The 12,824-nt window shown below is 58.6% G+C and carries 11 protein-coding genes; 4 read left to right on the top strand and 7 right to left on the bottom strand.

The annotated features are described in order from the left end of the window. Positions 1 to 34 precede the first annotated feature (34 nt). Positions 35 to 1,735 (top strand): bifunctional ornithine lipid synthase OlsF, encoded by a 1,701-nt coding sequence (olsF, locus tag AC4IC4_RS04375; RefSeq protein WP_491472218.1) that lies wholly within the window; start codon positions 35 to 37, stop codon positions 1,733 to 1,735. Between the two features lie 105 nt (positions 1,736 to 1,840). On the opposite strand, the gene tauD is transcribed toward olsF, so the two are convergent. The 6 genes from tauD to mmuP all read right to left on the bottom strand — a co-directional run bounded on the left by tauD (position 1,841) and on the right by mmuP (position 8,219). Then, positions 1,841 to 2,689 (bottom strand): taurine dioxygenase, encoded by an 849-nt coding sequence (gene tauD / locus AC4IC4_RS04370; RefSeq protein ID WP_148768971.1) that lies wholly within the window; start codon positions 2,687 to 2,689, stop codon positions 1,841 to 1,843. Continuing rightward, on the bottom strand, positions 2,686 to 3,513 hold the full coding sequence (tauC, locus tag AC4IC4_RS04365) for a taurine ABC transporter permease TauC (RefSeq protein ID WP_048225831.1): 828 nt from the start codon (positions 3,511 to 3,513) through the stop codon (positions 2,686 to 2,688). Before tauC ends, tauD begins: the two co-directional genes overlap by 4 nt. Continuing rightward, entirely contained in the window at positions 3,510 to 4,277 is a 768-nt protein-coding gene (tauB, locus tag AC4IC4_RS04360) for a taurine ABC transporter ATP-binding subunit (protein WP_491472217.1), read from the bottom strand. Before tauB ends, tauC begins: the two co-directional genes overlap by 4 nt. A gap of 10 nt (positions 4,278 to 4,287) precedes the next feature. Further along, complete coding sequence (gene tauA, locus AC4IC4_RS04355; protein WP_001018397.1) at positions 4,288 to 5,250, bottom strand: taurine ABC transporter substrate-binding protein; 963 nt, start codon at positions 5,248 to 5,250, stop codon at positions 4,288 to 4,290. 649 nt (positions 5,251 to 5,899) lie between these two features. Beyond that, positions 5,900 to 6,832: a homocysteine S-methyltransferase gene (mmuM, locus tag AC4IC4_RS04350; RefSeq protein WP_208763541.1), complete on the bottom strand. Its 933-nt coding sequence runs from the start codon at positions 6,830 to 6,832 to the stop codon at positions 5,900 to 5,902. After that, complete coding sequence (mmuP, locus tag AC4IC4_RS04345; protein WP_008503244.1) at positions 6,819 to 8,219, bottom strand: S-methylmethionine permease; 1,401 nt, start codon at positions 8,217 to 8,219, stop codon at positions 6,819 to 6,821. The genes mmuM and mmuP overlap by 14 nt, the downstream gene beginning before the upstream one ends. Before the next feature lie 363 nt (positions 8,220 to 8,582). Between mmuP and AC4IC4_RS04340 the strand changes: the two genes are divergently transcribed. Together AC4IC4_RS04340 and AC4IC4_RS04335 are read left to right on the top strand one after the other, a co-directional pair. Further along, entirely contained in the window at positions 8,583 to 9,692 is a 1,110-nt protein-coding gene (locus tag AC4IC4_RS04340) for an AI-2E family transporter (RefSeq protein ID WP_024906767.1), read from the top strand. A gap of 119 nt (positions 9,693 to 9,811) precedes the next feature. Continuing rightward, positions 9,812 to 11,596: a diguanylate cyclase gene (locus AC4IC4_RS04335; RefSeq protein ID WP_491472216.1), complete on the top strand. Its 1,785-nt coding sequence runs from the start codon at positions 9,812 to 9,814 to the stop codon at positions 11,594 to 11,596. Here AC4IC4_RS04335 and AC4IC4_RS04330 read toward each other — a convergent pair. Further along, positions 11,593 to 11,886 carry a hypothetical protein gene (locus AC4IC4_RS04330; protein WP_071884809.1) on the bottom strand — a complete coding sequence of 98 codons (294 nt, stop codon included), beginning with the start codon at positions 11,884 to 11,886 and terminating at the stop codon, positions 11,593 to 11,595. The two genes, AC4IC4_RS04335 and AC4IC4_RS04330, sit on opposite strands and share 4 nt — an antisense overlap. A gap of 276 nt (positions 11,887 to 12,162) precedes the next feature. On the opposite strand from AC4IC4_RS04330, the gene AC4IC4_RS04325 reads away from it, so the two are divergent. Beyond that, complete coding sequence (locus tag AC4IC4_RS04325) at positions 12,163 to 12,774, top strand: flavin reductase family protein (RefSeq protein WP_491472215.1); 612 nt, start codon at positions 12,163 to 12,165, stop codon at positions 12,772 to 12,774. Positions 12,775 to 12,824: the final 50 nt, after the last annotated feature.

Genomic DNA, 12,824 nt, shown 5'->3' with positions numbered 1-12,824 from the left:
CTACTGTCTTCGCAAGACGGCAGGAGGAGTAATCATGTTTAGCCTCGATAGCGTTCTCGACGATCTTTGGCCTCAGGCGAGGCCTGCACCCTGGCAAAAAAGTCTGTTAAAAAGACTGTTTTACGAAGACGAATTTCAGCAATTTGCCGCAGCACACCGCCACCTGAAAGGCCTGGATATGGTGGAGCAAGTTCTGGAACACCTTGATATTCTCTGCACCGTTTCCGCCCGCGATCTTGAACAAATCCCCGAACATGGCCCGCTGGTCATCATTGCCAACCACCCGACGGGTACGCTGGACGGACTGGCGCTGCTGTATGCCGTCTCCCGCGTGCGGCGCGATGTTAAAGTCGTGACCAACCGGATGCTGACCCACCTTGAGCCCCTCAGCTCGCTGTTTATTCCGGTGGACAATATGGGCGGCAGGACAGCGAAAACATCCCTGGTGCAGATGGAACAGCATCTGCAAAACGCGGGCGTGCTGATCTTCTTCCCGGCAGGCGAAGTGTCCCGCCCCACGCGCAAAGGTATTCGCGATAAAAAGTGGCACTCCGGCTTTATTAAACTCGCAGGCAAGCTGCGCGCCCCGCTGCTGCCGGTGCATATTCAGGCGCATAACAGCCTGCTCTTTTATGCCAGCACGCTGGTCTCCCCGACGCTGTCGATGCTGTTGCTGATGCAGCAGATGTTCCGCCGCCGCCATAGCCAGCTGCCGATCAAAATCGGCCAGCAGATTGCGTGGCATCACTGGCACAGCGCCACCCTTTCGTCGCGTGAGATGGCCGAGCAGTGCCGTCAGCACGTGATGCGTCTTGGCAAGGGAGTGCCCGGCGTCTTTAAAACCCAGTGCGCGATTGCCCGTCCGGAAGACCGGGCCACCCTGAAGCGCGCGCTGGCGCAGGCCGAATGTCTGGGCAAAACCAGCGACGGTAAAACCATCTATCTGTGGCAGCGTAACGGTCAGGAAGACGTCCCGCTGCTGCGCGAGCTGGGCCGCCTGCGCGAGATTGCCTTTCGCGCGGTGGAGGAAGGGAGCGGCAAACGCCGGGATACCGACAGCTACGACGATGATTATCTGCACCTGATCCTGTGGGATGAGGACGATCTGGAGATCGTCGGGGCCTATCGCTTTATGCCGACGGCCATGCAGATCAAAAAGCGCGGCGTTGAGGGGTTGTACAGCTATAGCCTCTTCCACTACGACGACAAAATGCAGGACGTGCTGGAGCACGGCATTGAGCTGGGGCGCAGCTTTATTCAGCCGCGCTACTGGGGGCGCCGCGGCCTGGACTATTTATGGTCCGGCATTGGGGCCTATCTGGCGCGTTATCCGCACTACCGCTACCTGTTTGGCCCGGTATCCATTTCCGGTGGCTTACCGCCTGCCGCGCGGGATCTGCTGGTCGCCTTTTACCGCCTGTGGTTCCCAGCGACGCATCCGCTTGCCGCCTCGCGCCAGCCGTATCCCGCCTCCCTGCCGGACGTGCTGGCGCAGTTTGGCGGCGTGGATTACGTGGACGATCTGACGAAGCTGAAGTCCCTGCTCGGCAATCTTGGCTGCGGTATTCCGCCGCTCTACAAGCAATATTCCGAGCTGTGCGAGCCCGGCGGCGTACAGTTTATTGATTTTGGCAGCGACCCGGCGTTCAACAACTGCGTTGACGGGCTGGTGCTGGTGGATTTGTGTTACCTGAAGGCGAATCGCTATCAGCGGTATATTGAGGCGCACCTTTAAATGTGCGGTATTTTGTTGGCCGGGTAAGGCGTAGCCGCCACCCGGCAATTGTGCACCGTTTTCGCCGGGTGGCGCTGCGCTTACCCGGCCTACGGGAGCGACGGGTTAAGGACGGTAAAACGGCTTATCGCCCAAAATCGTCGCCCGCTGCATAATCCGGCGCTGCGGCAGATAGTCCGCATTGGCATAATGCTGCGTTACGCGGTTATCCCAGATCGCCAGATCGTTCTCCTGCCAGCGCCAGCGCACCTGAAACTCCGGCTTGGTGATATGCGCAAACAGGAAACCTAACAGCGCCTCACTCTCTTTTTCCGTCACGTCCACGATGCGCGTGGTGAACCCTTCGTTCACAAACAGCGCCTGTTTGCCCGTCACCGGATGGGTCCGCACCACCGGGTGCAGCAGCGGAGGATGTTTCGCCACAGCCTCCTGCCAGCGCTGATGTTCCTCTTCCGTTTTACGGTACTTGTACTCCGGGAACGATTTTTTGAAGTCGTGCTCCGCCCGCAGCCCGCTCAGTAGCGTCCGGAACGGCGCGGAGAGCGCCTCATACGCCGCAATCCCGCTGGTCCACAGCGTATCGCCGCCGGTTTCCGGCAGCAGTTTCGCCGCCAGAATGGCTCCGGCAGGCGGCGTCTCGATAAAGGTCACGTCGGTGTGCCAGTTATCGTTATCCGGCGGGTTATCGTTGTGGGTGTCGAGGACGATAATCTCCTCCACCCCTTCCGCATGCGGATAGACCGGGTGGATATGCAGATCGCCAAAGCGCAGGGCCAGCGCGCGCTGCTGCTGCGGGGTGATCGCCTGCTCGCGCAGGAACACCACCTGATGGCGCAGCACCGCGTGGTACAGCTGCTCGAACTGGTTATCGCTCAGCGGACGGGTCACATCCAGGCCCGACACCTGTGCACCAATGTACGGCCCCAGCGGGGTGATGGTCAGACGTTCACTCATTGTATTTCTCCATGCCAGGGCGTCAGACGGCGCTGTAACGCGCGCAGCCCCAGTTCTAATCCGAAGGCGATCGCGGCGATCACCGCGATCCCTGCCAGCACCACGTCAGTCGCCAGGAACTCTCCCGCCGACTGCACCATAAACCCAAGGCCGCGCGTGGCCGCAATCAGCTCCGCCGCCACCAGCGTGGACCAGCCCACGCCAAGGCCGATGCGCAGCCCGGTTAAAATCTCCGGCAGCGCGCCCGGTAAAATCACGAACAGCAGCACCTGCGTACGGCTGGCTCCCAGCGACTGCGCCGCGCGGATCCGCACCTGCTGGGCGCTCTTCACGCCCGCCAGCGCCGACATGGCAACCGGGGCGAAAATCGCCAGATAGATCAGCAGGATTTTTGACGTTTCCCCGATGCCGAACCAGATCACCATCAGCGGCAGATAGGCCAGCGGCGGTACCGGGCGGTAAAGCTCAATCAGCGGGTCAAGGATGCCGCGCACCGTCGGGCTTAGGCCCATCGCGATCCCGACCGGTATCCCGATAATCACCGCCGCCAGCAGCGCCACCAGAATGCGCGCCAGGCTGGCACCTAAGTGCTGCCAGAGCGTGGCATCCATAAAGCCCTGCGGCCCGGCGATGGTAATGAGTTTGGCCAGCACCTGTCCCGGCGGCGGCAGAAACAGCGGGCTGACCCACTGCAGGGCAGCAACTGCCCACCACACCGCCAGCAGCACCAGCAGCGTACCGACGCTCAACGTGATTTGACGTGAGAAAGGCCAGCGCAGCGCCAGACGCGTGCGGCGCGTTTTTTCACTGAAGACGATGCTCATGAGAAGGCCTCCCGCTGTTCAAACACGCGGCTTAAAACGTACTCACGCTGTTCGATAAACAGCGGATCGGATTTGATGCTACGCACGGGTTCCCCCGCGACGTAGCGGCGGGCGAAATCCAGCGGCAAGCGCTCCAGCACGCGGCCCGGCCCCGGCGAGAGCAGCACCAGCTCGGTGGCCATAAACACCGCCTCTTCGATATCGTGGGTAATCAACAGCACCTGCTTGCCGGTCTCATGCCACAGGCGCAGGAGCAGGGTTTGCATCTGCTCGCGGGTGAAGGCGTCGAGCGCCCCGAACGGCTCGTCCAGCAGCAACAGCTGCGGATTCGCTGCCAGCGCGCGGGCAATCCCGACACGCTGTCGCTGGCCGCCGGAAAGCTGCCAGATATAGCGTTTTTCCGCCCCTTCCAGCCCCACTTTTTTCAGCATCGCCCGCGCGGTTCCCAGCCGCTGTTCACGATTGACGCCCGCAAGCTGCAGCCCAAACGCCACGTTTTCCTGCACGTTGCGCCACGGGAGCAGGCCTTCATTCTGGAAGACCACGCCGCGCTCGGCGCCGGGGCCTTCCACCTTTTTACCTTCCAGTTGAATGGTGCCATGCTGATAAGGGACAAACCCGGCGATCAGATTCAGCAGCGTGGTTTTTCCGCACCCGGACGGACCCAGCACCACCAGCAGTTCACCGCTGTCCAGCGTCAGGTTGATCTCCTCCAGCGCGGGTTTGCCACCGTAATCAGCAGACAGATTTGTAATATTCAGCATGGCGGACTCCTTATTTCACAAAACGATCGGTCACGTACTGGCTGTAATCCGTCGCTACCGCGGGCACTTTGCCCTGCTCTTTCAGGAAGGTGGCGGTATCAACAATCGCTTTGTTTACCGGCCCGGTCAGCTGCTGCACCTGCTGCGCGGGGGTCAGATAGGTATTGCCCTTCACCAGCCCCGGCACGTCCGCTTCCGGCACGCCGCTCAGGCGGGAGAGTTTTTCCAGGTTGGCGGGCTGCTTCAGCCATTCATCCGGGTTACTGATATACGGCTGCTGGGCGTCAATCGCGCTTTTCGCGAAGGCTTTCACCACCTCAGGATGTTTCTCGGCGAAGTCTTTACGCACGACCCACACGTCGAGCGTTGGCGCGCCCCACTGGCCCACCTTTTCGGAGTCGGTCAGCACGGTACCGTCTTTTTCCAGCTCGTTCACGGCCGGTGCCCATACATACGCCCCGTCAATGTCGCCGCGCTGCCAGGCCGCAATAATCGCTGGCGGCTGGAGGTTGATAATTTGTACCTGCCCCGGCTTGATGCCCCAGTGTTTGAGCGCCGCCAGCAGGCTGTAGTGGGTGGTCGAGATAAACGGCACGGCGATGCGTTTGCCGATCAGATCTTCCGGTTTGGTGATGTTTTTCTTCACCACCAGCGCTTCAGAGTTACCGAGCTGCGAAGCGAGCAGGAACACCTCGATCGGCACCTGCTGGCTGGCCGCGACCGCCAGCGGGCTGGAGCCGATATTGCCGATCTGCACGTCGCCGGAGGCTAACGCACGCACGACGGAGGCCCCGCTGTCGAACTTGCGCCAGTCGACTTTCGCGCCGCTCTCTTTGGCAAAGGTGTTGTCCGCCTGCGCGACTTTCGCCGGTTCCGCAGAAGTTTGATACGCGACGGTGACGTCCACCGCCTGTGCCTGAAATGCCCACAGCGCCAGTGCGCCGAGAAGTGTGATTCGCGATGAAATTGCCATAGTGCCTGCTCCCCTTGTTGTTATGAGGGCAGTATTTCCAACGCGGGAATTTTGATAAAGGAATAAAAATGAATCGCTCATAACGATTCGTTTTTAGATAAAAAGCGGGAAAGGATAGTTGGTTTTGTGCAGTTGTTTTTTTTCCCTCTCCCCGTGGGCTGAGGAATCCCCACAAAATAATGCCTGCACCGACGACCCCCTCTCCCTTGAGGGAGAGGGCTGGGGTGAGGGGGAACATACGGCTGTGGTGGTCATTCCGTTCACTTTATGTTTCTTGCTACTCTGTAAGGACATGACCGGTGAACGTGCCATGGCGGCTCAATCGCCGCCGCCCTGGCGACCCGGGCTCCCGGCGGTAAATCGCCGCTTCGCGGTGCCCTCAGCTTATTCCTTCAGGCTATCGGGTCGGGCATGAGCCTGCATCCCTGCAGGCCACGCCCTCTCGGCGCATCCCTGCGCCTCGCCCCGGCCTTACGGAAACGCTTCGGCGATTTACAGCCGGACCAGGGCGTCGCTGTAAGTTATTAATTTTTTTTGAAGCAACGTTCATCGCTTCAGGTAAAAAAATTACTGGGGATTCCTCAGCCCCGTGGGAGAGGGTCAGCGATCCGTAGGCCGGGTAAGGCGTAGCCGCCATCCGGCAAAGCACTCAGCGCTGCGCGTTCAGCTCAGCAATGTCTTTCGGCGTGGTCCGACAGCAGCCGCCAATCAGCTTCGCTCCGGCGTCCAGCCACTGGGGCAGATACCCTGCCAGCGTCTCGCACGCTTCGCCGTGGTGATGCCAGGTTTTGGTTACCGCGTCATAATGCTCGCCCGAGTTCGGGTAAACCACCAGCGGCAGCGACGTCAGGCTTTGCAGGTGCTTCAGCGCCGCCGTGGTGTTTTCCAGTGCGATGCAGTTAATGCCCAGCGCAACAATGTGCGGAGAGTCGGCCAGCGCGCTGACCACGTCACGCAGGGGCGTACCGTCGCTCAGGTGCTCGCTGTCCCGCAGGGTAAAGGAGAACCACGCCCGGGCGCGGGGATATTCAGACAGCAACGCCGCCAGCGCCTTAATCTCCTCAAAGGACGGTAGGGTTTCGCAGGCCAGCAGGTCAGCGCCCGCATCCAGCAGCGCTTCCACGCGCGGGCGATGGAAGTCGGTGAACGCTTCCGCACTGCGCACGTAGTCGCCGCGATACTCTGAGCCATCCGCCAGATAGGCGCCGTACGGCCCAACGGAGCCCGCCACCAGCAGCGTGCCCGCATGCGGATTTTCAGCCAGATACGCTTCGCGCGCCTTACGCGCCAGCTCCACGCTTCTGCCGATCAGCGCCCGGGACTGCGCCTCGTCCAGGCCGCGCGCCGCAAAACCCGCAGGCGTGGCCTGATAGCTGGCGGTGATCGCCACCTGCGCGCCCGCGCGATAGTAATCAAGATGCACTTCGCGGATAAGCTCCGGGTTTTCCATCAGCACTTTGGCAGACCAGAGGCTGTCTGCCAGGTTACAGCCGCGCGCTTCCAGCTCCGTCGCCATCGCGCCATCCAGCACCACAAACGGCTGCTTTTCAAGGAGGGCGGTAAGCGGATTATTCTGCGACATGTTCGGGCTCCTGCGATGTCATATTTCGGGTCAGATAGTAGGCACCATAACACAGGGCGACAAACGGAATCCCGCAATAAAGGGCAATGCGCTGGCTTGGGTCAAACCACAGGCCGACACAGGCCACCACGCAGAGGATAAAACCGAGCACCGGCACCAGCGGGTACCACGGCGCGCGGTACTGCAGCGCAGAGAGCGGCTGACCGGACTGCAGATGACGACGACGGAAAACGAAGTGCGACGCGCAGATGCTGATCCAAACCGCCACCACCGCAAAGCCAGAAATCGCCGAGAGCGCGACAAACACCGTGTCAGGCGCCACGACGCTTGAGAACAGCGCCAGCACGCCGCCGAGCATAGAAACCGACAGCGCCGTCAGCGGCACGCCGTTTTTGTTCACGCGGGCAAAGCAGCGCGGGAGCGTTTTCTCATTAGAGAGCGACCACAGCATGCGCCCGGAGGCGTACAGCCCGGAGTTCGCCGCCGAGAGGATCGCCGTCAAAATCACAAAGTTAAAGATATCCGCCGCGTAAGGAATACCGACCTTTTCAAATACCAGCACGAACGGGCTCTTTTCCACGCCCGCCTGCTGCATCGGGATCAGCGCCGCCAGCACAAACACGGTGCCGATAAAGAAGATAATCAGGCGCGCAATGGTGGTGCGGATCGCGACCGGAATCACCTTGTGCGGATTTTCCGTTTCTCCCGCCGCGATGCCGATAAGTTCGGTCCCGGAGAAGGCAAAGTTCACCGCCACCATGGTCATCAGGATCGGCAGTCCGCCGTGCGGGAACCAGCCCTCGGCGGTGATGTTGCTTAAGCCCGGCGCGGGTGAACCGTCCTGCATCGGGATAAAGCCAAAGACCGCCGCGCCGCCAAGAATAATGAAAGCGATGATGGTGATGACTTTCACCAGGGAGAACCAGAACTCGCCTTCCGCAAAGAAGCGCGTTGAGATGACGTTCAGGCCAAAAATCACCACGCAGAAGACCACGCACCACGCCCAGACGGGCACCTGCGGGAACCAGTACTGCATGCAGAACCCGGCGGCGGTAAAGCTCGACCCGAGCGCCACCGTCCAGGTGAGCCAGTAGAGCCACGCCACGGTGTAGCCCGTCGCCGGGCCAAGATAGCGGGCGGCATAGACGTGGAACGCGCCGGTTTCCGGCATCGCCACGGAGAGTTCGCCCAGACACTGCATCACCAGCCAGACCACCAGCGCGCCAATCAGGTACGCCAGCAGCGTGCCCGCCGCCCCGGTTGTGGAAATGATGTAGCCGGTATTGAAGAATAACCCTGTCCCAATCACGCCACCCAGCGAGAGCATGATCAGGTGGCGTGTTTTCATGGTGCGCTTAAGCTGCCCATTTTCTTGTTGTGTTTGCATATTACCTTCTATACGTATGGACATCTAAACATCCAAAGAAGGTGTGTTATACCGCGATTGTTAATAAAAAGCTAGATGACCAGACGCAAACGGGCGCGCCGCGCGCTGAGTCTGGGATGGGTTGTGAGAATCACATAGAGAATCGGACGCCAGGCCATAAGCACCTCCGCAAGCAGATACTTACAGCATGGTGCGGGATAAGGCGGTATTCGGTCAGTCGAAAGTGGTATCCGTAAAGCGCGAAGTCATACCGTAACACTGCCCGCAGGACGGGTAAGGCGCAGCCGCCACCCGATGCAAGGTTGGTAATTCTCACAATCAGTTCTATAGTCGACACAGTTTATGAGTAACCAGGACTGACTGATGCGCTTTAACGGACTGACTAAAGGTTTCTTTATTTTCATTCTCGCCCTTGTGACCTGGGCCTTCTTCGACGTGCTGTCGCCCTACTTCTCCGCGATACTGTGGGCCGCCATTCTGACCGTCATCTTCAACCCGGTAAAAAACAAGCTGCGCGCCGCGCTGGGGGATCGTAACGGGCTGGCCTCGCTGTTGACCATCGGTATTATCTGCCTGATCGTCTTTATTCCGCTGATGGTGATCCTCTCCTCGCTCGCCATTGAGCTGAACGTGGTTTACACCAAACTGCAGGAGAACAACACCCAGTTCCCGGAGGTGGTGGCAAGCATCTTCAACCACCTGCCTGACTGGGCCAGCGGCTTCCTCGCGGATCACAACCTGACCAACGCGGCGCAGATCCAGAAAAAACTCTCCGATGTCGCTCTGCAGGGCGGACAGTATCTCGCCGGTAGCGCGTTTCTGATTGGCAAGGGAACGTTTGGCTTTGCGATTAGCTTCGGCATCATGCTGTATCTGCTGTTCTTCCTGCTGAAAGACGGCCCGTATCTGGTGCGCCAGATCCTCGACTCCTTACCGCTGTCTGATTTCGCCAAGCAGCACCTGTTCGCCAAATTCGTCGGCGTGTCGCGCGCCACGGTAAAAGGGACGGCGGCAGTGGCCGTGGTTCAGGGCATACTCGGCGGGATTGCGTTTGCTATTGCGGGTATTGACGGCAGCGTGCTCTGGGGTGCGCTGATGGCGTTCCTCTCTCTGGTGCCCGCCATCGGCTCGGCGATTGTCTGGGTGCCCGCCGCCATCTTCCTGTTCGCCACGCACCAGATCTGGCAGGGGCTGTTTATTGTCGGCTTCTTCGTGATCGTCGTCGGGCTGGTGGACAACATTCTGCGCCCGCTGCTGGTGGGGAAAGACACCAAAATGCCGGACTACCTGATTCTGATCTCCACCCTCGGCGGCATGGAGCTGTACGGCATTAACGGCTTTGTGATTGGGCCACTCATCGCCGCGCTGTTTATCGCCTGCTGGAACCTCTTCTCAGGGCGCGATCACGAAGGTAACGCCGAAGAGCTGGACCCCGATTTCATCGAAGAAGGAAAAAATCCTCCAGATTTGTAAGGACGTGACGATAAAGACCACACCAGGCGGCGCTGTGCCGCCTTTTTTTTCGCCTTAAATCAGACGTTTTCTATAATTTGAAGAACGCCATCCTACTCATGTCGTAAAAGGATCATCTGGTGCGAATCGCGACGATAACCAACTGGGCCTATGGGGCCACGGTCTGCCTGACCATCGCCTCCGGCATCATCATGCTGATGGCGTCCGGTGCAGATACCCTCGAGCGTCAGGCCGTTGAACAACGGCAGAAATTTGATCAGCTGACGGAAGATATTGAAACCGATATCTGGGCGCAGTCTGATTTAGCACGGCTGTACGTCATCAAAAAAGATCCTCAGGTGCTCAAGGAATATAACCAGGCAGAAAACAGCCTGAAGCGCATCGAGCTTCGTCTGGAAAAACTGCGGGACAACGGCGCATCGGATGATGAGCTGTCCCTGCTGCGCGAAGGCATAAAAATCATCGATGAGCTGCAGGACGAACAGCAAACCGCCCTCGCCAGCCTTGAACGCGGAGAAGACGCCCAGGCCGTTGCTTTACTCTATGGTCAGCCCTATGAACAGGAGCTTGAGCGCGCGCAGAACCAGCTCGATCACTTCCGCCAGATACTCGATAAGCGCGTCATCGCCGCCGTTCAGGAGGCGACAAAAAAATCGAAAGCGCTGCGTACCGCCTCTGAGCTGACGGTCGGCCTGACCGCCCTGCTGTTCCTGTTTGTGCTCGGCTTTATATTGAAACGCCGCGTGCTGCGCCCCGTGGTGCGCCTGAGCGACGTGGTGCACCGCCTGGCATCCCAGGATTACGCGGTTGAAACGCCCAATTTCAACCAGATCGATGAGATAGGCGATATGGCCCAGGCCATCAGCATCTTCCGTGAAAACGGCCTGGCACGACAGCGTCTGGAAAAAGAGCGCGATGCCGACTGGGCCATCCGCGAGCTGCTGGCGCGCATGACCCAGCGGCTGCAGGGGTGTGAGAACTTTAACGATGTGATTAACGTGGCGGAGCTGTTTGCCCCCAATATCGCGCCGGGGATCGCGGGCCGGCTCTACGTCCTTGACCGCGAACCGTGGCAGATGCGCTGCGTCGCGCAGTGGCTTTCGCCGGTTGGTGAAGAGACGACGTTCCATCCGGACGAGTGCTGGGCCGTGCGACGCGGGCAAAGTCACCCGCCGGTGAACGGTGAGCCGGATATTGCCTGCTACCATCTTCCGGCATCCCAGGCGGAAAGCGCGCTTTGCGTGCCGCTTATCGCTCAGGGCGAGGCCATTGGCCTGCTCTCCTTCCAGAATATCACGGCGGACAATGCCCCTTCCCGCGCGTATCTGGAGCTGATGGCCGAGGCGCTCGGGCTGGCGCTGGCCAACCAGCGTCTGCGCGACGCGTTGCTGGAAAAAGCGTTGTTTGACCCGCTCACCGGCCTGCGTAATCGTCACCATCTGGAAGATACCCTGCAAACCCAAACGGCACAGGCGATACGCACTGGCGTGCCGTTAAGCTGCATGATGATTGATATCGACCACTTCAAGAGCATTAACGATCGGTTCGGCCATGAAGCGGGCGATCTGGTGATCAAAAGCGTGGCGTCAATTGTTCAGCGGGCCGCACATGACAACGGACTGGCATTCCGCTACGGCGGCGAGGAGTTTCTGGTGCTGCTTTCCGGTGCCGATGAAGCAGAAGCGTACGCCTGCGCGCAGAAGATTTACACCGGCGTGCATGAGCTGTCGATTCGCTACGGGCTGACCGAGATTGGGCCGGTGGACGTGTCGATTGGGATTGCCAGCTACCCACAGCATGCCCAGACCGACAACCTGCTGCGCGCTGCGGATGTGGCCTTGTACCGGGCAAAAGAGCTGGGACGCGCGCGGATTGTGAGTTTTGGGATGCTGGAGGCGGGTTAGCTATTATTTTCACGCCACTGCTTTACCATCTCATCTGTTACTTCATTTTTATAACAAATGGGAGCATAGCCTCCCGCCTTACTCCATGCGCTGCGTCTCCCGCAAGCGCTTCCGTTTCTGGCCCGGTTAAAAGGACAAGCGCATACTCCGGGATAAGATGCTATCGACTCTGCAATAACGTTCTCTTTAACCTGTTCACTGGAAACTGAACTGTTTTTTGCCATGGCGATGTCCGCTACAAAAAAGCAGCACACAGCACAAAGCACCATCAGGAACGGTCTTTTTTTCATTTTTGATTCGTTTTAAGGAGGGGGTGTACACAATAGGCGGCGAATGAAAGAGACATCATGATTTAAGTCAATAAATCTGTTCCGGCAGGGACAACGAACCTTACGCGTTCTCGCAAAAGGTGGACGCATTATGCACGTTCTCGCTCAGTTGGGTACAAGGCAGCTATTGCAGTTCCCCTGGGAATTTTAGCCTGCCGTGTTTTACTTCGCGCTTCACCGAAGTAACGCACGTTTGCAAAACGTAGACTGGGCCTTCGTTAATCAGAGGATGATAAAATGAAAACCCAGCAGGTCGATTTTGCTTCTTTGTATTTTGGTACACCGGTCGCCATTATCTCCAGCCAAAATCCTGACGGTTCAACCAACCTGAGCCCGGTCTCCTCGTGGTGGATCCTCGACCGGAATATCGTGTTCGGGCTTGGCACCTCCGGAAAGTGTTATGAAAATATCACGGGTAACCCCGATATTGTTCTGAACATCCCGGACAGCAGGCTCTGGCCGAATATTGAAGCTATCGCAAATAAAACGGGAAAAGCATCGCCACCGGAATGGAAGAAAAAGATGGGATATGTTTTTGAACAGGACAAATTTAGCTGCGGGAATTTCCATAAGGAAAAGGCGGTAACGATTAACTCGTTGAGAATTAAAGAGTGTCCTGTACAAATAGAGGCTAAGGTTGGCGGGATATCGCCCCTGACCGGTTCGCATGGGAACCTGGTGTCCGTTGATGCCACGATAACCTGCGTCCACATATCTGAGGCTTTATTAATTCGTACTCAGCGAGGGGTGAAATTTAATATGGGGAAATGGAACCCCCTCTATTATCTATTTCGCCACTATTTCTCGCTGGGTCACCGACTCGGTCACAACTTCCGACACGATGAGTAACCCGGCCTTTTTGACAGCGGAAAGGTTTAAACTTTTCGTGATATTCTTTC

The sequence above is a fragment of the Enterobacter sp. Taxon_2 genome (assembly GCF_058355295.1).
Note: the sequence above shows the minus strand (reverse complement) of the source record. Positions and strands in the feature narration are given on the sequence as shown.